Origin of the sequence: Methylorubrum populi, from assembly GCA_036946625.1 — a bacterium.
In the GTDB taxonomy this organism is placed as follows: domain Bacteria; phylum Pseudomonadota; class Alphaproteobacteria; order Rhizobiales; family Beijerinckiaceae; genus Methylobacterium; species Methylobacterium populi_C.
Window position 1 is genome coordinate 156,553 of record JAQIIU010000002.1, and the last position, 20,947, is coordinate 177,499.

Here is a 20,947-nt window from a genome sequence, read left to right on the forward strand (position 1 = left end):
AGGAGCGGTGAAGGGACCATGAGCTATCGCGCGCCCGTCGAGGAGATGGTCTTCACGCTCCGCCACGTCGCGGGGCTCGACGCCGCGCTGGCGCGGAGCCCGGCCGAGATCGCCCCCGAGGATGCGGCGGCGATCCTCGAAGAGGCCGGCCGGCTCGCGGGCGACGTGATCGCGCCCCTGAACCGCGCGGGCGACCGCCACGGCACGCCGTTCGCCGATGGTCGCGTCACCACCGCGCCGGGCTGGCGCGAGGCCTACCGCGCCTTCGTCGAGGGCGGCTGGAACGGCGTGCTCGCCGCGCCCGACCACGGCGGCCAGGGCCTGCCGCACCTGATCGCCGCCGCCTGCACCGAGATGTGGAACGGGGCGAACCTCGCCTTCGGCCTGTGCCCGATTCTCACCGCCGGCGCCATCGAGGCGCTGGCCGCCCACGGCTCCGACGACCTCAAGGGCCGCTATCTCGAAAAGCTCGTCTCGGGCGAGTGGACCGCGACCATGAACCTGACCGAGCCGCAGGCCGGCTCGGACCTCTCGGCCCTGCGCACCCGGGCCGAACCCGACGGCGACGGCGGCTACCGGATCACGGGCGCCAAGATCTACATCACCTACGGCGAGCACGATCTTTCCGACAACATCGTCCATCTCGTGCTGGCCCGCCTGAAGGACGCGCCCGCCGGCACCCGCGGCATCTCGCTGTTCCTCGTGCCGAAGGTGCTGCCGGACGGCTCCCGGAACGACCTGCGCTGTTCGGGCGTCGAGCACAAGCTCGGCATCCACGCCTCGCCCACCTGCTCCATGGCCTTCGGCGACGGCGGCGGGGCGACCGGTTGGCTGATCGGCGAGGAGAACCGGGGTCTGGCCTGCATGTTCACGATGATGAACTCGGCCCGGCTCAATGTCGGCCTCCAGGGCGTCGGCGTGGCGGAAGCCGCGTATCAGAAGGCCCTCGGCTACGCCCGCGAGCGCCGCCAGGGCCGGGCGCCGGGGGCCTCGGAGCCCGTCAGCGCCATCGTCGCCCATGCCGACGTGCAGCGCATGCTGCTGACCATGAAAGCCTACACCGCCGCGGCGCGCGGCATCTGCTACCTCACCGCGCAAGCGCTCGACGCGGCGCACGGCCCCGAGGGGCGGGTGGCGCACGACCGCGCCTCGCTGCTGACGCCGGTGGCGAAAGCCTTCTCCACCGACATCGCCAACGAGGTGACCTCGCTCGGCGTGCAGGTCCATGGCGGCATGGGCTTCGTCGAGGAGACCGGTGCGGCCCAGCTCATGCGGGATGCCCGCATCCTCGGCATCTACGAGGGGACGAACGGCATCCAGGCGATCGACCTCGTGTCCCGCAAGCTGCCGCTGAACGGCGGGGCCACGGTGGGCGCGCAGATCGCCTCCCTGCGGCGGGTGACCGAAGGGCTGCTCAAGGACGGGACGCCCGCCTTCGGCCACGCCGCGTCCCGCCTGCGGGAGGGCATCGGCAGCCTCGACCGGGCGACGAGTTTTTTGCTGAAGGCGCTCGCCTCCAACCGGCCGCAGGAGGCGTTGCCCGGTGCGGCGCCCTACCTGCGCCTGTTCGGCCTCGTGCAGGGCGCGGCCTGCCTCGCCGCGGCCGGCCTCGCATCGAGCGCGGCGCTGAAAGCCGGCGAGACCGATCCGGCCCACGCCGCGCGCATCGCGCTCGCGCGCTTCTTCGCCGAGAACCTGCTGCCGGCGGCCGGCGGCCTGGAGCAGGCGATCCTCACCGGCGGCGGTTTCGCTGACGATCCGGCCTTCGCCCTGACGGGGTGAGCCGCGCTCACCCTTCCGCGCCGGGCCTGTACCCGGCGAAGAACACCCGCACCGCTTCCGCCACGCGGTGCCGGATGTCCGCCTCGCTCGGCGCCTCGCCGGCGTTGAACAGCAGGCGGGTCAGCATTCCGGCCTGGCACAGTTGCAGGAAGTGCTTGGCGGCGAGATCCGTGTCGTCGGCCCGCAGGCGCCCGGCCGAGACCTGGGCCTCGATATAGGCCTTGAGCCGCCCGACGCCGCAGGCCGGTCCGGCCTCGTAGAAGGCCTGCCCGAACCGGGGAAACTTCTCGCAGGCGCCGATCACCATGCGGATGATCGAGACGTGCTCCGGCCGCGCCATCATCGCGAGGTAGCTGGCACCGAGCCGCGTCAGCACCGCGCGCACGTCCGGGTCGTCCTCGTCGAGGCGGAACAGGGCCTCGGCCAGCCCCTCCTTCTCCTCGGTGGTCAGCGCCTCGAACAGCGCCTCCTTGCTGTCGAAATAGACGTAGAGCGTGCCCTTCGAGACGTTCGCCGCCTTGGCGATCTCGCCCATGCTGGCCCCGTCGAAGCCGGAGGTCATGAAGACCTGGCGCGCGCCCTCCAGGATCTGCCGGCGCTTGTCGCTCTCGTTCGTCGGAGCGCCCCGCTCCTGTGCCGCCGCGCCCGCCATCACTCGACTCGCATATGTTGACCGAACCGTTCGGTCAGTGCTAGCTAGCGCCGGATGGGTGGCGGCGTCAACTCGACCCGCTCAGTGACCGAACCGTTCGGTCATTGCATGTCCGGGGTTTCAGCCATGTCGCTTCGTGAGGATGCCCGTCGGTCGGACACGGCCGTGGACGCCGTCGCGGACCGCGTCGAGGAGGAGCGGGCCGAGGGCGGTCGCGCGCCGTCGCCGACGCGCACCCCCGTCGTGGTCGAGCCGGCGCCGCCCGCCTCCCCCGCCAAGCCTCGCCGCCCTTTGCGCCGGGCGATCCTGTCCGCGCTGCTCCTCGCCGGCCTGGGCGGCGGCGCCTATGCCGGCTGGGACTGGTGGACGGTCGGGCGCTTCTTCGTGAGCACCGACGATGCCTACGTCCAGGCCGACATCTCGGTGCTCGCCGCCAAGGTCTCCGGCTATCTCGAGGCCGTCCCGGTGGTGAACGGGCAGGTGGTGAAGCGGGGCGACGTGATCGCGCGGCTCGACGACGGCGATTACCGCCTCGCCCTGAAGGCGGCGCAGGACAAGCTCGCCACGCAGGAGAGCACCATCACGCGCATCGGCCGACAGGCCGAGGCGGCGCAGGCGCAGGTTCTCCAGAGCGCGGCGCAGGTCGACGCGGCCAAGGCCGACGCCGTGCGGGCGGGCGCCGACTACGCCCGCGCCACGCAGATGCAGGTCGAGTACGTCGCGAAGTCCCGCCTCGATCAGGCCAAGGCCGACCGCGACCGCACCGAGGCCGCGGTGAAGTCGGCCGAGGCCGCGCTCGCCGCCGCGCGGGCCAATGTCGACGTGCTGCAGGCGCAGAAGCGCGAGGCCGAGGGCCTCGCGGCGGAACTGCGCACCGCGGCCGACCGCGCCCGGCGCGACCTCGACTTCGCGATGATCCGCGCGCCCTTCGACGGCGTCGTCGGCAACAAGGCGGTCGAGGCCGGCGCCTACGTCTCCCCCGGCTCCCGGATCGCGGCGCTGGTGCCGCTCCAGAGTGTGCGGGTCGATGCGAACTTCAAGGAGACGCAGCTCGCCCGCGTCCGGCCGGGGCAGGAGGTGCACATCCACGTCGACGCCTATCCCAACCGCGACATCGTCGGCACGGTGGAATCGCTCTCGCCCGCCTCCGGCTCGGTCTTCAGCCTGCTGCCTCCCGACAACGCCACCGGCAACTTCACCAAGATCGTCCAGCGCCTGCCCGTGCGCGTCCAGGTGCCGGAGGCGATCGCCCGCGAGGGCCTGCTGCGGCCCGGCCTCTCGGTGGTGGTGCGGGTCGATACCCGCGAGGGCGCCGACGCGCCGGTCCAGAAGTTCGCCGCCCAGCGCTGAGAATCCATCCGGCCGAACAAGAACCGTTCGATCCTGCCAACCCCCTCATCCTGAGGTGCCCGCGCCAGCGGGCCTCGAAGGATCCTCCAGTTCCCACGCGATCCCTGGAACACCCTTCGAGGCCTCCGCTTCGCTCCGGCGCTTCAGGATGAGGGTGTGGAGGGGACGACCCCGCTTAGATTCTGACCGAGGCGCCCCATGGCCGCCACCGCGACCCTCGCTGCAAGCCCCGCCGCCGACCCGCCCATCGACCGCCGCCGCATGGTGGCGTTCCTGTGCATGGTGTTCGGGATGTTCATGGCGATCCTCGACATCCAGATCGTCTCGGCCTCGCTCAACGAGATCCAGGCCGGCCTCTCGGCCTCGGGCGACGAGATCCCCTGGGTGCAGACGAGCTACCTCATCGCCGAGGTGATCTCGATCCCGCTCTCCGGCACCCTGTCGCGGGTGCTCTCGACGCGCTGGATGTTCTCGGTCTCGGCCGGCGGCTTCACGCTGATGAGCCTGATGTGCGCCACCTCCTCGTCGATCGACGAGATGATCGTCTGGCGAGCGCTCCAGGGCTTCATCGGCGGCGGCATGATCCCGACCGTGTTCGCCTCGGCCTTCACGATCTTCCCGCCCTCGAAGCGCCCGATCGTCTCGCCGATGATCGGCCTCGTGGCGACGCTCGCCCCGACCATCGGCCCGACGGTCGGCGGCTATCTCACCGACCTGTTCTCCTGGCACTGGCTGTTCCTGATCAACATCGTGCCGGGCCTCTTCGTCACGGTCTCGACCTGGTTCCTGATCGATTTCGACCGGCCGAACTTCGGCCTGCTCAAGTCCTTCGACTGGGCCGGGCTCGCCTTCATGGCGGGCTTCCTCGGCTGCCTCGAATACGTGCTGGAGGAGGGCCCGAACCACGACTGGCTGCAGGACGAGGTGGTGTTCGTCTGCGCCCTCGTCTGCGCCGTGTCGGGGCTGCTGTTCTTCGCCCGCGTCTTCACCGCGCGCCAGCCGATCGTCGATCTGCGCGCCTTCTCGGACCGCAACTTCGCCGCCGGCTGCGTCTTCAGCTTCGTGATGGGCATCGGCCTCTACGGCCTCACCTATCTCTACCCGGTCTACCTCGCCCGGGTGCGCGGCTACTCGGCGCTGCAGATCGGCGAGACGATGTTCGTCTCGGGGCTCTGCATGTTCGCCACCGCCCCGATCGCCGGCAAGCTTTCCGCCAAGCTCGATCCGCGCATCATGATGGCGATGGGTTTTTCCGGGTTTGCCGTCGGCACCTGGATCGTCACCGGCCTGACCAAGGACTGGGATTTCTGGGAGCTGCTGTGGCCGCAGATCCTGCGCGGCTGCTCCTTGATGCTGTGCATGATCCCGATCAACAACATCGCGCTGGGCACCCTGCCGCCGGAGCGGATGAAGAACGCCTCGGGCCTGTTCAACCTCACGCGCAACCTCGGCGGCGCGGTGGGCCTCGCGCTCATCAACACGATCCTGAACGCCCGCTGGGACCTGCACCTCGCGCGCCTGCACGAGCGTTTCACCTGGGCGAACAGCGCCGCGCTGGAACGACTCGACGCCATGCGGCGCCAGTTCGAGGTGTTCGGGGGCGATGCCAACGGCATGGCGCTGAAGGCCATGACCAACACGGTGCGGATTCAAGGGTTGGTGATGGGCTTCGAGGACGTGTTCCTCGTCCTCACCGTGCTCTTCCTGGCAATGGCCTGCGGCACCCCGCTGATCCGCCGCCCGCGCGGCGCGGCGCCCGCAGGTGCCGGGCATTGAGGATCTCCGGATCTTGGCCGATGGGGAATGGAGCGACGGGAGAGCTTCGTTCGATGCCCGTCATGCTTTCGCTCCTGCGCGCGGCCCATGATGCGCAGGACGCTCGTCACCGTGCGGCGGCCCGGCGTCAGGATCGCGCCGACCAGCAGGATCTGGGCGTGTCGCCACGAGCGGTGGACGAACAACGGCGCGAACGCCAGGATGAGCCCGGCGAAGGGGGTGGGCAGAGGCAGCATGGCGGTGTCTCTTGGCGGGGACGCCACCAGCCTATCCGTCACGTCCGCTTCGTCACCTCACATCCTCAACGACCCGGCCAATTGGCCAAAGTCGAGCTTAGCATCGGTCGCGGCTCCGCTCGGGCTGCTTTGCCTCGAACCCTCGACGGTGAGCACGGCAGCACATCATTAGGAAATTTTTCAGAATCAAGATGCTTGGATAATGTAGGAAAGTGTCACTCGTCGTCGTTGCTTGTATCAGTAATCCTTGTCATCAGAGAGTGCGATTCAAGTCGGGAACATCGATGATCACGCTACGCTCTCACCTTGTTCAGATTGGGCTTGGGTGCCTGATGACAGGTGCTATGCTCACGGCTTCTCCAGCCCGGGCTGAGCCGGACCAGGCACTGCTCGCGCGCGCCGATTCCTACCAAGAGCCTACGCTGAAATTTCTTGAACGCCTCGTCAACATCGATTCGGGTAGCGACGACGAGAAAGGCCTTGAAAGCTTGGCAGAAGTTGTCGTCGCCGAGTTGAAGGCGGTCGGCGCCAAGGTCGAGACGTCGAAGGCGGTCGAGCCTGGTAAGGGGTCAAACATCGTAGCGACCCTCTCAGGGACGGGAACGGCCCGCATTCTTCTCATCGCTCACATGGACACCGTGTTCCCGACCGGCGAGGCGGTTCGGCGGCCATTTACGATCACGGGCGATCGAATGATCGGTCCCGGCGTCGTCGACGACAAAGGTGGCATTGCGCTCGGCTTGTCCACGCTGCGCATCCTGCGCGATCTGAAGTTCACGAATTTCCGCACGATCACGTTTCTCCTCAATTCCAATGAAGAGATCGGGTCACCCGGTGCACGGGCGCTCATCGGGACACAGGCGCGAGAGCACGATGTCGTGCTCAATCTGGAGCCGGGCCGGCCGGCCGACGGTCTCGTGATATCTCGAAAGGGTTCGGGCGTGTTGCGCGTCGACGTGAAGGGGCGGAGCGCGCATGCTGGCGTCGCCCCAGACAGTGGTCGCAATGCGGCGACCGAGCTTTCACACCAAGTCCTGCAAATCGGCAAACTCGGCGATCGCGCGAAGGAGACCACGGTCAACGTCACGCAGATGAAGGCGGGCACGGCCGTGAACGTTATCCCCGATGCCGCCTCAGCCCAGGCTGACGTGCGTGCATTCGTACCCGAGGAGTTCGACCGGGTCGAACGCGACGCTTCCCGTATCGCCGAAACACCCCTCGTGCCCGATACCAGCACAAGCGTGAGGCTCGCGCGCGGCTTCCCGCCGATGCCACGCAATGCCGACACCGATGAACTCGCCGCGCGGACTCAAGCGATTTACGGCGAGATCGACCGCACGCTCACGTTGGAGAGCAGCGGGGGGGCGAGCGATGCCGGCTTCAGCGCGGCGGCTGGAACACCGACGATCGATGGGCTCGGGATTGTCGGTGGTCAGATACATACGCCGAATGAGTACGGCGAAGTCAAGAGCATCGTCCCTCGCCTGTACTTGCTGACACGGCTGATCATGGATCTCGGCAAGAAGCCAATCATGCGTTGATGGCGCCCGCCATACAAGAGGTGGCCCTGTGAGAGCCTGTTTGACTGGCCGACGTCTCTTCGTCAGGCAACGGCAAGGCGAGAGGAAGATCCTACTCCCATCCCCACCCTCATCCTGAGGTGCCGGAGCGCAGCGGAGGCCTCGAAGGGTGCTCCAGGAATCGCGCGGAACCTGGAGCACCCTTCGAGGCCGCTCACGCGGCACCTCAGGATGAGGGGAAAGATGGGATCACCGCAGTCAAACAGGCTCTGAGAGCCATGCCTTTTAAGGTGTTTTCTTAGCCATTAGCTTGGCCTTTTCGAGGACCCTGGCGGTGGCGACGTGTTTTCGGGCCGTAGCCGCCGCTACATAGGGCTTGTCGACCTTGCGCTTGGGACCACGCGGGCTGGTTGCAATCCGCCCTGGGTCGACCCGCTCCGCCAAGGCGAGCAAGCGGGCCGCGACGCTCGCCGCATCCTCCTGGCCCGTCAACACAGAGCCGTGTCCGAGCGCCACCATCAGCCCCTCGTAGCCGGCACCGATCTGACGGCTCAGGTGGAACACCGAGACCCGCGGCTCGGGCCCGTGCACCTGCTCGATGCACGCGCTCAGCAGGCTCAGCACGTTGTGGGCCAGAACGGCAGCGGCAAACCCCAGCAGGGCCGCCCGCGGACGACCCAGGCGACCGGCCTCGCTGTGCAGCACCCGTTCCATCTGCAGGAACAGACCCTCGATCCGCCAGCGTCGCCGATACACCTGCGCGATCTGCGCCGCACTGACGCTCGCCGGCAGGTTGCTCCACAGCCAGATCGTCCGGTCTCCCTCCGTCGTTGGCGCCGTCAAGCTCAGCGCGATGCGCCGCCACGCATCGCCGCTCCCCTCCAGCGTAATGCTCTGCTCACACAGTGTGCCGGTCTCGCAGGAGCCGCACGCCTGCCAATCCCCCTGCGCGCCCAGGCGGGGATGGTTGCCGTGCCGACGCACCACGAAGTGGCTGCCTGCCTCAACCAGACCCTGCAGCCAGGTCCGGACACAGAAGTGCCGATCGGCGACCCAGACCTGACCGGGCGCGGCAGCGTCCAGGAGGGCCCGGGCCAGCGCCCGTTCGTCGGCATAAGCATCTTCGGCCGCCACCAGATCGACGGCCAGGCCGGTATCGGGATCGTAGACGACCAGGGTCTGCCCCGGCAGGGCGGCGCCGCGATGCGCGCGCAGAGGCTTCAGGCGCTTGTCGCTGCCGGGCAGATGGTTGCCGTCCAGCACGCGCAGTGCGTAGCCCGGCAGGCTCGGATGGCCGGTGCCCGCCGCGGTCATCACCGGGGCCAGTCGGGTCGCGCTGCCGCGCACGAGGGCGCGCAGCAGGTCGGGCTCGGTGCGGTTGACCTTGTCGTAGAGGGCGGGCAGCGAGACGGTCAGGTCTTCGGCTTCGCGCGCAGCGGCGTGCAACGACGAGCGCAGGCCGAGAGCGACGAGCATCGTCAGCCTGACGACAGTGGAGAACAGCAACTCCCGCGTGTATTGCCGCTGGCGATGCTGCTCGAACACCTCGTCGATCCAGCCGGCCGGCAGCGCGTGTTCCAAGGCCGTGCGGGCCATCAGGCTCGTCGGCGCATAGTTCTCGAACCGTTCAATGACGGCAGACCAGACTGGATCGGATCCTTGCAATGCTTCGCTCATTGCAAGGATATAGTTAATATAAACGAACCTTAAAAGGCATAGCTCTGAGACCCCGTTTCATAAGTTTCGTGCCCGTCTCCTGACGAGGATCATGGCGGCAGCGAGGACGAAGAAGACGGGGGCACCTCGTAGTCCCGGGCGAGCCTTCGGCATCGGGCCATCGAGCCGAAGGTGCGCTCGATGGCCCAGCGGCGGGGCTGGACGGCAAACCCCTTCCGGCCCTCGTCGGGCCTGACGATCTCGACGGTGATGACGGTGGCGGAGCCGACCCGTTCGCCCTGATCGGCGGAGCAGTGTGCCAGGAACGGCCAGAGACGCCGGGAGGCGCGCAGCAACGCGACCCCACCGTGGCTGTCGTGCCGGTCGGCGGGCGAGGCGGTGGCCATGGCCAGGAGCAGGGGGCCGTCGGTGTCGGTGCGCCCGTGGCGCTTGCGCCCGACCCCGCCCGAGCGGGCGGCCTGCGCATCGAGAATACCCGCCGGTCGGGCTGGCCTCAGCCCGGCGCGCTCACGGTCGGCCATGGTCAGGGCGTGGGCGAGGCGCTCGAACACGCCCGCCTTCGACAGGCTCAGGATGAGGGGCGAGGGGAAGGTGCCGCCACGGGCAACCGGTTCGCACGACGGACTGGATGCCGTCCAGGATCGCCCGCGGCGGCCAGCGCCAGGGACGATCCGTTCCGGCCGGATGGGGCAGGAATGGGGCGACGAGCGCCCGTCACGCCGCCTTGGTGCCGGCCGCGCGGTCCGGGATGACGATGCGGAAGCGGGCGCCGCTCGGTGTCTCGTCGAGGTTGAGCGTGCCGCCGTTGAGCCGCACCAGCTCCGAGGCGATGGCGAGGCCGAGCCCCGTGCCGCCGGCCCGGGTCGAGCCCTGGAAGGCGGCGAACAGGTTGGCCTTGGCCCGCTCGGGCACGCCGGGCCCGTTGTCGGTGACGAGGATCGTGACGGCGCCCGCGCCGGCCGGACCGCTGCGAAATCCCTCGATCAGCACCGCGCCGTCCGAGGTCTTCGCCGCGGCATGGGCCTGGACCGCGTTGCGCACGAGGTTGGTCAGCGCCCGCAGGAGCTGCTCGGGATCGACGTCGATCTCCAGATCCCGCGGCGCGCGCACCGCGACGCGGATGCAGGCCGCCGGCATCAGGTCGGCGAGGTCGGTCAGTTCGTCGAGCAGGGGGCCAAGCGCCACCATGCGCCGCTGCGGGTTCGGCTCCGTGGCGCGGCCGTAGGCGAGCGTCGCCTCGCAGAAGCGGATCGCCCGGTCGAGGGTCTCGACGAGGCGCGGCGCGATGCGCTGCACCAGCGGGTCGGAGACGCTCTCCAGGCGGTCGCCGAGGAGCTGGGCGGTGGTCAGCAGGTTGCGCAGTTCGTGGTTGATCTTGCTCACCGACAGGCCGAGCTCGGCCAGCCGCCGCCGCTGGCGCAGCTCGCCGCCGAGCGCCACCTGCATCCGGGCGAGCGCCGTCTCGGCCTCGCCGATCTCGTCGGTGCGCGCCGAGCGGCGGGCCACCCGGTCGGTCCGCTCGGGGTCGTCGGCGAAGGCGGCGATGTCGCGGGCGAGCCGGACCACCGGCCGCACGATCGCCCGCTGGAGCACGAAGAACATCAGTGCCGCCGCCAGAGCCGCGATGACGAGGCAGGCCGTCAGCAGGCGGAGCGAGAAATCGACCACGGCCGTCCGCAACGGGGCCTCGTCGAGCCGCACCTCGACGGCGTCGAAGCCGTCCTGTCCCGCTCCGATCGCCCGGATCGGCGCCTTGGCGGGGAAGAACAGCGTCCGGAAGGCGCCGCCGATCGATCCGGTCAGGCCGCGCTCGCGCAGGTCGACCGTCTCCGCGACGGCGGGGGTGATCGGCCCGTCGGTGAGATAGCGCCACGTCTCGCCGACCCGCACCGCGATGGCACGGGCGCCGGCTCCCATGAGCAGGCGCCGGGCCGTCTCGTCGGGCACCTGCCCCTCCGGGGCGGCGTTCAGCACGAGCGCGGCGACCCGCGCCGCCGCGACCCGGTCCGAGAGCCGCGACAGCCGATAGGTCGCCACCGCCGGGACGTAGATCAGGATCTCGGCCAGCACGACGAAGGCCACGGTCAGCAGGAACAGGCGGCCGGACAGGCCCAGCCGGGCGAGCGGACGCGCGCGCCGCACCTCCGCCGTCGCGGCCGGTGCCGCGCTGTGCCAGGGCAGAGTGGCGATCGCCGCCGGTTCGAGCTGCCGGCCGGGAAACGGAAGGCGGGGCCGTCTCAAGCGTCACCCGTCGTTGTGTCGTTCGAACGCGGTGCGAATGGCCGTCGCCGTCCCCGGGCCCCATGGACCGCACAGGTTGTGCGGCCATCCGACGACGTGCGCCATTCGCTTGCGCACAAGTCTTATGCGCGAAGCGTCCGCCGCTCAAGCCGTCGGCGCAGATAAACCGACAAAAGCGCGAATCCCGCCAGCCCCACCAGCGCCGCCACCATGCCGGGCGTCACCAGGGCGCGCAGGTCGATGCCCGCGGCGCAATCGGCGCCCCCCGCGGCGAGGCAGGCGGTTCTGGCCTCGTCCCGGGCCGTCAGGAGGTCTTCGAGGCCGGCGCCGAGCCCGGCATAGATGAAGGCGCCGGGCGTCAGGCCGAGCAGGGTGGCGAGGGTGAAGGTGCGAAGCCGCACCCCGAAGGCGGCCGGCGCGAGGTTGGTGATCCAGTAGGGGAAGATCGGCAGCAGCCGCAGGATCAGGATGTAGCCGAAGCCGTCGCGGCGGAATCCTTCGGCGAAGCGCCCGACCCGGGGGCCGGCCTTGCGCCGGATCAGGTCGCCGGCGGCGCAGCGCCCAACCGAGAACACGATCGCCGCCCCCGCCGTTGCCGAGCCGATCGCCATCAGCGCGCCCGTGACCGGGCCGAACAGCAGCCCGGCCAGCACCGTGAGCACCAGGGTGGCGGGCAGCGAGACCACGACCGAGCCGACATAGGCGAGGCAGGCGAGCGCGATCGCCCGCACCCGGTCCTCGGCGATGAGCGCCTGGAGCCAGACCCGCGATTGGGACAGCCGGTCGAGGTCGAGCAAGCGGGCGCCGCCCGAGGCGAGGATGCCGATCGAGAGCGCGGCGAGCGCGAGCAGCGGCAGCCAGCGCAGCCAGGCGCGGCGCGGGGCCGGCGGCCCGGCCTCGCCCGGCCCCCCCTCCCCGCCCCCTGGCGTCATCGGTTCGCCTCCGCCAAGGTTGATCGTGATCCGTGATGGCGAACCGTCCCCGGGCCTTCTCGTCACGTCTTCTTGCGCATCCGCAGGATCTTGAAGAAGCCGCCGGGGAAGGTCGGCGACAGGCCGACGACCTCGACGCCGTTGCGCCGCGCCCAGGCTTCGATCCGGGTCGCCTTGAAATCCGAGGACCAGCCGATCTTGGTGCAGAGCGGCGCGACGATCTCCTCGACCCGGGCGACCGGGCCGTCGGACTGGCCGAAATGGTTGGCCAGCACGATGCCGCCGCCCGGCCGCACCACCCGCAGGAACTCGGAGAGCGCGGCTTCCGGGTTCGGCACCAGGGTGATGAGGAACTGCGCCACCACCGCGTCGAAGCTGGCATCGGCGTAGCCGAGGCGGCACACGTCCATGACCTGGAGGCCCATGACGTGGGTCAGCCCCCGGCGGCGCACCTTGCCGCGGGCGCGCCGGAGCATGTCCTCGGAGAGGTCGACGCCGCAGACGACGCTGTCGCGGGGATAGTAGCCGAGGGACAGGCCGGTCCCGACGCCGGCCTCCAGCACCCGCGGCCCGTGGGCGACGGCCGCCTCGACCGCGGCGCGGGCGGCGGGCTCGGTCAGCTTGTCGTAGACGACATCGTAGACCGGCGCCCAGCGGGCATAGGCCTTGCGCATCAGCTCGGTGGTCGGCCCGGCCTCGGGCGCCCGCTCTCTCAGCATGTAACCGTCACCCTCTCGATGTCTCCGGCCTCGAGCGCCGGCCGGGCGGCGCCATCGCTCTGCGAGCGACGACCCTGTCCGAGAACGCTGAAAATGAAATCCGCGCGGTGCGAGACATCCGTCAGGCCGCCTCGGCGGCGCCTGCCTGCAACGCGCCGATGCGCCGGATGGTGCCGCCGCCGAGCACCCGCGCCCGCGGGCCGTCGTCGGCGTAGATCACGCAGGCCTGACCCGGCGACACGCCGTCCTCGGGCGCGACCAGTTCGACCTCGGCGCAAGCCTCGGCCGCGTTCCACGACAGGCGCGCGGGCCGCGGCGCGCGGGTCGAGCGCACGCGCACGGCCACGGTCAGGTCGGCGAGGTCTTCCGGCGCGCCGTCGCCGAGCCAGTTGAGGCCGGTCAGGCGGATGCGCCGGGTGGCGAGCGCCGCGCGGGGGCCGACGACGACGCGGGCGGTCTCGGGCTCCAGCCGCACCACGTAGAGCGGCTCCCCGACCGAGAGCTTGAGGCCGCGGCGCTGGCCCACGGTGTAGTGGATGATGCCCTCGTGCTCGCCGAGGGGCCGGCCGTCGAGATCCACGATCTCGCCGGGCCGGGCCGCCTCGGGCCTGAGCTTGGCGATCACGTCGGCGTAGCCGCCTTGCGGCACGAAGCAGATGTCCTGGCTGTCGGCCTTGTCGGCCACCGCGAGGCCGAGGTCCCGGGCGAGCGCGCGGGTCTCGTCCTTGGGGCGTTCCCCCAAGGGAAAGCGCAGGTAGGCGAGCTGCTCGGGCGTGGTGGCGTAGAGGAAGTAGCTCTGGTCGCGGGCCGGATCGAGGGCGCGGTAGAGGCCGCGTCCGCCCGCCGGCAGGGCCCGGCTCGCCACGTAGTGTCCGGTCGCCAGCGCCTCGGCGCCGAGGTCGCGGGCCATCCCGAGCAGGTCGCGGAACTTGACCGAGCGGTTGCACTCGACGCACGGGATCGGCGTCTCGCCCGACAGGTAGCTCTCGGCGAAGCGGTCGATCACCGATTCGCGGAAGCGGTCCTCGTAGTCGAGCACGTAGTGCGGGATGCCGAGCGTCTCGGCCACGTTGCGCGCGTCGTGGATGTCGCGGCCGGCGCAGCAGGCGCCCTTGCGGTGGGTCGCCGCGCCATGGTCGTAGAGCTGGAGCGTGACGCCGACGACGTCGTAGCCCTCGCGCTTCAACAGTCCGGCCACCACCGACGAATCCACGCCGCCCGACATGGCGACGACGACGCGCGTCTCGTGCGGGGGCTTCGGGAGATCCAGCGAGTTCATGGCCGGTGTTCGGGGCCGGGTGCCGGCCGGTGGCGGGGCCTTTTCGGGGCGCGCAGGCCTGCGGAACGCGGGCGCATGCCCGTGTCTATAGCGATCCCGGTCTCGACTTTCCAGGGATCGACCCGACCGTCAGGGCTCCGAACCCGGGGCAGCCCAGCCGGCCTTCAGGATGCCGATCCGCCCCCTCCTGTCTTCATTCCGGGGTGCCGGAGGCGAACCCGGACCCGAAGGGGCGCGCGAAGCGTGCAGCCCATGACGGGCCGCGACGCCGGGCTGCGATCGCGCATCACGGGTGGATTTTCGGGTTTCGCTGCGCACCCCTCGGAATGACGGGCAAGTGCAAGAGGAGCGGGAGGCGACGGGCACGATGGGCAAAAGCCGTGAGCCCGCGTTCGGAGCCCCACCCGGACATCGGCCGGGCAAGGGACGGTGAACCGGCACCGCGGGGCCGGCAAATCCTGCCGGGGGCCCGGCAGATCCGTCCGGTCCGGCGGGGGGCGGCTTCCGGGCGCTCTGATTTTTTTGTTTTAGGACAATGGCTTGTCCAGGTGGTCCGGTTGGTGCGCGGCTTGCTCGGGCCGGGTCCGGCTTCGGCGCCGAGAGGACGGACGGCATGGCGGTTTCACGCGCGGATCTGGCGGAGGTGTTTCTGAGGCAGCCCGTGCGCGCCTCGTCCTCCGCGGCGCGGGGGAGCGAGGGCGCGGCGCGCTTCTCCCTGGAGAGCGCGGAGCGGAAACCGACGGCTCCGGCACGTCCGACGACCGCCCGCCGGGCGCAGACGGACGCCACCGCGACGGCCCGAGCCGGTTCCGGCGAGACGGACAAGGCGAAGGATACGGCCTCGGCCGAGCCCCGACGTTCCGGGACCGCGCGGGAGAACGCCGCGGCGACGAAGCCCGCGCAGAACAAGCCCATTCCCCCGAAACAGGCGCGCGACGGCACCGAGGCCGCCTCGGGCCGGACGCCGGGAGCCGCGGAAAAGCCCGCGGTGCCACGACCGGAGCACCCGCCCGTCGACGGTCCGGGCTCGGTACAGGAAGCCTCGGCGGAGGAGGCCGCCGCCGGGCAGGCCGGCGCCGTGCACGGTGCGGAGGCCGAGGATGGGACGGACGAGACGGAGGCTGCCTCGGAGGAGGCCGCGGCGAGCGCCGATCCGGGCGCGCTCCTCGCACCGCCCCCGGCTCCCTCCCCTCCCCCGGCTCCTTCCCCATCCCCCGCCGCGAGCGCCGCTTCAGGAACCGGAGAGGGCGGAGCCGTCGCAACGGGCGCCGAGGCGGGCCGTGCGGTGGCGTCGGCCGCCGAGGCAATCGCCGCCGCAGGCTCGGGCGAGGCCGGTTTCGAAGCGGTTGCCGCCGGGACGCAGGACGCGGCCCGGGCCCCGACCGGTGCCGATGTCGCGGCCGCGCTCGCGCCGCCGGGGGCCGCGACGGGCGGCACCGGGACGGCGGCCGTGCAAGCCGCGCAACCCGCCCAGCCGGCGAGCGCCGGGCCCGCGATCCCCCTGAGTGCCGTGCCGATGACGATCGGGCTGCGCTCGCTGTCGGGCATGAACCGCTTCGCGATCCGCCTCGACCCGGTCGAGCTCGGCCGGATCGACGTGTCGCTCGACCTCGACAAGGAGGGGGGCAAGGCCCGCGCGCATCTCGTCGTCGACCGCCCGGAGACCCTCGCCCTGCTCCAGCGCGATGCCGGCACCCTGCAGCAGGCCCTGGCCCAGGCCGGTTTCGACGTGGCCGCGGAGGCGGGCGGGGGCGGGATCGACCTGTCCCTGCGCAACGAGGCGGGCGGGGGCGGCCGCGACGGCGAGCCCGCCCGCGACCGTCGCGGCGCGGTGCCGGGCGGGCGCGACGACAGCCCCTCCCCCCTCGACCTCGCTCCCCTGCGGCCGATCCGTGCCGTCGGCGGCCTCGACATCCGAATCTAGGACGACACCATGGCCTCCGGGATCAGCAGCACCAGCACGACCAGCATCAGCAGCGCCAGCGCCGCCTCGACCACCGACACCCAGTCGATCGCCGGCAACTTCACGCAGTTCCTGACGCTGCTCACCACGCAGCTCAAGAACCAGAACCCGCTCGACCCGCTCGACACCAACCAGTTCACCCAGCAGCTCGTGCAGTTCGCGGGCGTCGAGCAGCAGCTCAAGACCAACGCCTCGCTCGACACGATCCTGACCAATTCCAAGACCTCGGCGGCGTCCTCCGCCTCCGGGCTGATCGGCAAGACGGTGACGGCGGACGGCGTCACCACCGATCTCACGGGAGGCAAGGCGACCTGGACGCTGACGCCGGAGCGGGCCGCCGCCAAGGCGGTCGTCACCATCAAGAACGCGAGCGGCACCGTGGTCGCCACCAAGACCACGACGCTCAAGGCCGGCGCGCAGTCCTTCGAATGGGACGGCACCTCGACCTCGGGCCTCAAGGCCGGCGACGGGCAATACACGATCACCGTCGATGCCCTCGACGCCACGGGCAAGCGGGTGAGCGTCGACACCAAGGTGTCCGGCAAAGTGGACGGCGTCGATCTCAGCGGCTCCGAACCGGTGCTGACGATCGGCGCGGCGCGCGTCCCCGCCTCGAGCGTGAAAACGCTTTCGTCCCCAACCACTTGATGCGCCGCGGCATCCGTGGGAGCACATTTGTCCACACCTGCCAACAACAATCGAGTCGCATTCGAGCGACCGACTTCAAGAACTTTTAAGCGGGTGCAAGTAGCTTGCCTCTCGACAGGTCAGTCGAGTGTAGAGCGTATCATGACCGAAACTCCCCGGCCCCGCGTGAAGTATGTGATCGGGCCCGACGGCAGCCCCCTGACGATCGCCGATCTCCCCCCCGTCACCACCCGCCGCTGGGTCATCCGCCGCAAGGCCGAGGTCGTGGCCGCCGTGCGCGGGGGCCTGCTCAGCCTGGAGGAGGCCTGCCAGCGCTACACGCTGACCACGGAAGAGTTCCTGAGCTGGCAGTACTCCATCGACCAGCACGGCCTCGCCGGCCTGCGCACCACGCGCATCCAGCATTACCGGCACTGATTTTTCATCAGCATCATCGATAAGTTACGCGTGATACCGTTTCGGATCGATCGCTTCGGGTTTCGCCCCACGCCGTCCTCGCGAGCGGCCGCGAAGCGATCCGGGGCGCGGGCATGTCCGGCAAGGTCGCGCCCTGGTTTGCCACGGCTTCGCCTCGCAAGGACGTGAGGACAGGCCGAACGCATCGACCGGATGGCGGATGATCTCTCGCGCGACGCATGAGGAGCCGCCTGCGGAGACAGGGGCGACTCCGGTCGTTTTCGAGCCGGTTCGGCGAACCGTGACCGCGGCGGATTCGTGAAGGGCCCGACCCCGGCGTTAACGCCGCGCTAACCACGCACCGGGCAATTCTTGCCGGGCGGACGCGCCTTCTCGCATCCGCTGTCCTCAGGCGTGCCCGGCCGTGAAACCCATCCTCGATCTGGTGACGAAGCTCGGGCCCGCGCGCATCGCCGCGATGGCGGCCGTGACGCTGACGCTGGTCGGCTTCTTCGCCTTCGTGATCCTGCGCGTCTCGCGGCCCGACATGGGCGTGCTGTTCTCCGACCTGTCGATGCAGGACTCGGCCGCGGTGATCCGCGAACTCGACGCGCGCGGCATCGTCTACGAGACCAAGGGCGAGATGGGCCAGACCGTGCTCGCGCCCCGCGCCGACCTGGCCAAGCTGCGCATGGATCTGGCCGGCAAGGGCCTGCCGACGCAGGGCGGCGTCGGCTACGAGATCTTCGACAAGGGCGACGCCTTCTCCTCGACGAGCTTCGTCCAGAACGTGAACCACCTGCGGGCGATGGAGGGCGAGCTCGCCCGCTCGATCCGCGCCATCGGCCGGGTCCAGGCGGCGCGCGTCCACCTCGTCATCCCCGAGCGGCGCCTGTTCGAGCGCGACCGCGAGGCGCCGTCCGCCGCCATCGTCGTCAAGCTGATGGGCGATCTCGATCCGGGGCAGGTGCGGGCGATCCGGCATCTGGCGGCCTCCGCGGTCGAGGGGCTGAAGCCCGAGCGCGTCTCGATCGTCGACGAGCGCGGCCGTCTGCTCGCCGACGGCGCCCGGGGCGCCGAGGCCGAGGGGGCGGGGGCCCTGGAGGAGCGGCAGGCCGGCATCGAGCGGCGGATGCGCTCGCAGATCGAGGAGATCGTGGCCGGCATCGTCGGCCAGGGCCGCGCCCGGGTGCAGGTCGCCGCCGAACTCGACCTCAACCGGGTCGAGAGCCGCTCCGAGAGCTTCGACCCCGAGAGCCGCGTCGTCCGCTCCACCCAGACCCGGACCGAGAATTCCCTCACCGGCGGCGCCGAGGGGCAGGTCAGCGTCGGCAACGAGCTGCCCGGCGCCAACCAGAACCAGGCGCCGCCCGCGCAGAAGGATTCCTCGCAGAAGAACGAGGAGACCACGAACTACGAAATCTCCCGCGTCACCAAGGTCGAGACCCTGGAGGGCGGGCGCCTCAAGCGGCTCTCCGTGGCGGTGCTGGTCGACGGCGTCTACGCGCCCGGCGCGGACGGCAAGCCCGTCTACCAGCCGCGCTCGGATGCCGAGATCGCACGCATCGCCGCCCTGGTGCGCACCGCGGTCGGCTACGACAAGGCCCGCGGCGATCAGGTCGAGGTGGTCAACCTGCGCTTCGCCGAGAGCCCGACCGCCCCCGAATTCGCCGAGCCCGGCCTGATCCCGTCGCTCCTCAGCCCGACCAAGGAGGACGTGATGCGCCTCGTGGAACTCGCGGTCTTGAGCCTGCTCACCCTGATCGTGCTGATGGCGGTGGTGCGCCCGCTCCTGCGCCGCGTGCTCGAATCCGACGCCCCGGTGGCGGCGCTGGCGGGCCCGGCGGGCGCGCTGGCGCTCGCCGGCGCGGCGGGGGGCGAGATTCCGGTCGAGACGGTGATCCGCGAGAACAGCACCAACAAGTTCCTCGAATCGGCGAAGATCAACGGCCAGATCCAGGCCGAGACCGTCGAGCGCGTGGTCGACATGGTGCGGGCGAGCCCGACCGAGACGGTCGAGGTGCTGCGCAACTGGATCCACGATTCCTGAGGCGCCCGAGATGATCCGCAGCCGGGAGAAGAGAGGAGGACATTCGTGTCCGCGGGCGTGAACTTCACCGCCGCCATGCAGAGCGTCGACGCCTCGCAGGCCTTCGCGCAGATGCCGGGCCCGCAGCGCGCCGCCGCCCTGCTGCTGCTGCTCGGCGAGGACGAGGGCGCGCCGATCTGGCAGCGCCTCGACGAGGACGAGGTCAAGCTCGTCAGCCACGCGATGGTGCAGCTCGGCTCGCTGGAGGCCGGCACCGTCGAGCGGCTGATCGTCGATTTCGTCTCGCGCCTGTCCTCGGGCGGCGGCATGACCTCGAATTTCGAGCGCACCGAGTCGCTGCTGCTCAAGATCTTCCCGCCCGAGCAGGTCTCCTCGATCATGGCGGAGATCAAGGGCGCGAGCGGAAAGCGCGTCTGGGCGAGCCTGACCCAGATCGACCCCGAGATCCTCGCCAACTTCCTGCGCAACGAGTACCCGCAGACCGTGGCGGTGGTGCTCTCGAAGGTGCGCGCCGACTACGCCGCCAAGGTGCTGACCATCCTGCCCGAGGAGTTCGCCATCGACGTGCTCAACCGGATGCTGCGCATGGAGACCGTCCAGAAGGAGGCCCTGCGCCACATCGAGGAGACGCTGCGCACCGAGTTCGTCTCGACCATCGCCCAGACCACCCGCCGGGACGCCCACGAACTCATGGCCGAGGTGTTCAACGCCTTCGACCGCCAGACCGAGACCCGCTTCCTCGCGGCGATCGACCAGGCCAATCGCGGCTCGGCCAAGAAGATCCGCCAGCTCATGTTCACCTTCGAGGACCTGCTCAAGCTCGATCCGGGCTCGGTCCAGACCCTGATGCGCAAGGTCGACAACGACACCCTGTGCCGGGCGCTCAAGGGCGCGGACGAGCGGGTGCGCGGCTTCTTCATGCGTCAGATGTCGACCCGCGCGGCCAAGAACCTCAACGACGAGATGGGCTCGATGGGACCGATCCGCCTCAAGGAGGTCGATGAGGCGCAGGCCAAGATGACGGAACTCGCCAAGGAACTGGCCGAGAAGGGCGAGATCATGATCGCCAAGAACGGCGGCGAGGAGGAACTGGTCTATTGAGCGCGAAAGCTTCCCGCCCCTTCCTGTTCGACACCGATTTCGGCCGCCCGCGCGGGCCCTCGCCCGCCGACGCGGAAGCCTCCGCCCGGGCCGAGGCCGAGCGCGCGGCGGGCGAGGCGGCGGCCTATGCGAACGGCCTGCAGGACGGCCGGGCCGAGGCCGCCCTACAGGCTCAGGGACGGCTCGCCGACGCCCTGACCCGGGTCGGCCTCGCCGCGGCCGGCCTGCTGAACCAAGCCGACGAGCGCGACCGTGAGCGCGAGGCGCAGGCCCTGGCCTTCGCCGGAGCGCTGGCGCGGAAGATCGCCGGCGAGGCCCTCGCTGCGCGCCCGCTCGCGGCGGTCGAGGAGGCGGCCCGCTCGGCGCTCCGGCAGCTGCGCGGCGTGCCCCATCTCGTGCTCCGCGTGAACGAGGCGCTGGTCGACGAGGCGGAGACGCTGATGCGGCACCTCTCGCGCGAGCACGGCTTCGAGGGCCGCCTCGTGGTGCTGGGCGAGCCCGACATGGAAGCGGGCGACGCCCGCCTCGAATGGGCCGACGGCGGCGTCGTGCGCGAGCGCGCCCGCATCGAGGCCGCGCTCGACGCCGTTCTCTCCCCCGATTTCGCAACCGCCGAGGCCTGAGC

Annotated in this window: 16 protein-coding genes and 1 pseudogene; 10 read left to right on the forward strand and 7 right to left on the reverse strand. The window is 70.5% G+C overall.

The window, feature by feature from the left end:
• The first annotated feature begins 18 nt into the window (after positions 1-18).
• Positions 19-1,782, forward strand: a complete 1,764-nt coding sequence (locus tag PGN25_02445; protein MEH3116484.1) for an acyl-CoA dehydrogenase — start codon at positions 19-21, stop codon at positions 1,780-1,782.
• Positions 1,783-1,789: 7 nt separating this feature from the next.
• Here PGN25_02445 and PGN25_02450 read toward each other — a convergent pair whose 3' ends face one another.
• The gene (locus PGN25_02450; protein MEH3116485.1) at positions 1,790-2,434 is read right to left on the reverse strand and encodes a TetR/AcrR family transcriptional regulator; all 645 of its coding nucleotides are present in this window, start codon (positions 2,432-2,434) and stop codon (positions 1,790-1,792) included.
• A 126-nt stretch (positions 2,435-2,560) separates the two neighbouring features.
• Between PGN25_02450 and PGN25_02455 the strand changes: the two genes are divergently transcribed.
• The 3 genes from PGN25_02455 (at position 2,561) to PGN25_02465 (ending at position 7,337) form a co-directional block, all read left to right on the forward strand.
• Positions 2,561-3,784, forward strand: a complete 1,224-nt coding sequence (locus tag PGN25_02455) for an HlyD family secretion protein (GenBank protein MEH3116486.1) — start codon at positions 2,561-2,563, stop codon at positions 3,782-3,784.
• 198 nt (positions 3,785-3,982) lie between these two features.
• Positions 3,983-5,560 carry a DHA2 family efflux MFS transporter permease subunit gene (locus PGN25_02460; GenBank protein MEH3116487.1) on the forward strand — a complete coding sequence of 526 codons (1,578 nt, stop codon included), beginning with the start codon at positions 3,983-3,985 and terminating at the stop codon, positions 5,558-5,560.
• Positions 5,561-6,128: 568 nt separating this feature from the next.
• Positions 6,129-7,337 (forward strand): glutamate carboxypeptidase, encoded by a 1,209-nt coding sequence (locus PGN25_02465; protein MEH3116488.1) that lies wholly within the window; start codon positions 6,129-6,131, stop codon positions 7,335-7,337.
• A gap of 264 nt (positions 7,338-7,601) precedes the next feature.
• Here the strand turns inward: PGN25_02465 and PGN25_02470 are convergent, their stop codons facing one another.
• From PGN25_02470 to mnmA, 6 genes and pseudogenes are all read right to left on the reverse strand, one after another.
• The gene (locus tag PGN25_02470) at positions 7,602-8,912 is read right to left on the reverse strand and encodes an IS4 family transposase (protein ID MEH3116489.1); all 1,311 of its coding nucleotides are present in this window, start codon (positions 8,910-8,912) and stop codon (positions 7,602-7,604) included.
• A gap of 138 nt (positions 8,913-9,050) precedes the next feature.
• Positions 9,051-9,704 (reverse strand): annotated as a pseudogene (locus tag PGN25_02475) (transposase).
• Between the two features lie 3 nt (positions 9,705-9,707).
• Positions 9,708-11,234 carry a HAMP domain-containing sensor histidine kinase gene (locus tag PGN25_02480; protein MEH3116490.1) on the reverse strand — a complete coding sequence of 509 codons (1,527 nt, stop codon included), beginning with the start codon at positions 11,232-11,234 and terminating at the stop codon, positions 9,708-9,710.
• A 122-nt stretch (positions 11,235-11,356) separates the two neighbouring features.
• The gene (locus tag PGN25_02485; GenBank protein MEH3116491.1) at positions 11,357-12,166 is read right to left on the reverse strand and encodes a TVP38/TMEM64 family protein; all 810 of its coding nucleotides are present in this window, start codon (positions 12,164-12,166) and stop codon (positions 11,357-11,359) included.
• Positions 12,167-12,228: 62 nt separating this feature from the next.
• Complete coding sequence (locus PGN25_02490) at positions 12,229-12,885, reverse strand: class I SAM-dependent methyltransferase (protein MEH3116492.1); 657 nt, start codon at positions 12,883-12,885, stop codon at positions 12,229-12,231.
• A gap of 121 nt (positions 12,886-13,006) precedes the next feature.
• Positions 13,007-14,164 carry a tRNA 2-thiouridine(34) synthase MnmA gene (gene mnmA / locus PGN25_02495; protein ID MEH3116493.1) on the reverse strand — a complete coding sequence of 386 codons (1,158 nt, stop codon included), beginning with the start codon at positions 14,162-14,164 and terminating at the stop codon, positions 13,007-13,009.
• Positions 14,165-14,777: 613 nt separating this feature from the next.
• Here mnmA and PGN25_02500 point away from each other — a divergent pair.
• From PGN25_02500 to PGN25_02525, 6 genes are all read left to right on the forward strand, one after another.
• Positions 14,778-16,088 carry a flagellar hook-length control protein FliK gene (locus tag PGN25_02500; GenBank protein ID MEH3116494.1) on the forward strand — a complete coding sequence of 437 codons (1,311 nt, stop codon included), beginning with the start codon at positions 14,778-14,780 and terminating at the stop codon, positions 16,086-16,088.
• Positions 16,089-16,097: 9 nt separating this feature from the next.
• Positions 16,098-16,775, forward strand: coding sequence for a flagellar hook assembly protein FlgD (locus tag PGN25_02505; protein ID MEH3116495.1), 678 nt, complete (start codon positions 16,098-16,100; stop codon positions 16,773-16,775).
• Between the two features lie 141 nt (positions 16,776-16,916).
• Positions 16,917-17,192: a DUF1153 domain-containing protein gene (locus PGN25_02510; GenBank protein ID MEH3116496.1), complete on the forward strand. Its 276-nt coding sequence runs from the start codon at positions 16,917-16,919 to the stop codon at positions 17,190-17,192.
• A 403-nt stretch (positions 17,193-17,595) separates the two neighbouring features.
• On the forward strand, positions 17,596-19,221 hold the full coding sequence (gene fliF, locus PGN25_02515; GenBank protein ID MEH3116497.1) for a flagellar basal-body MS-ring/collar protein FliF: 1,626 nt from the start codon (positions 17,596-17,598) through the stop codon (positions 19,219-19,221).
• 45 nt (positions 19,222-19,266) lie between these two features.
• Positions 19,267-20,322, forward strand: coding sequence for a flagellar motor switch protein FliG (gene fliG, locus PGN25_02520; protein MEH3116498.1), 1,056 nt, complete (start codon positions 19,267-19,269; stop codon positions 20,320-20,322).
• Positions 20,319-20,945, forward strand: a complete 627-nt coding sequence (locus PGN25_02525) for a FliH/SctL family protein (protein ID MEH3116499.1) — start codon at positions 20,319-20,321, stop codon at positions 20,943-20,945. Before fliG ends, PGN25_02525 begins: the two co-directional genes overlap by 4 nt.
• The last annotated feature ends 2 nt before the right edge of the window (positions 20,946-20,947 follow it).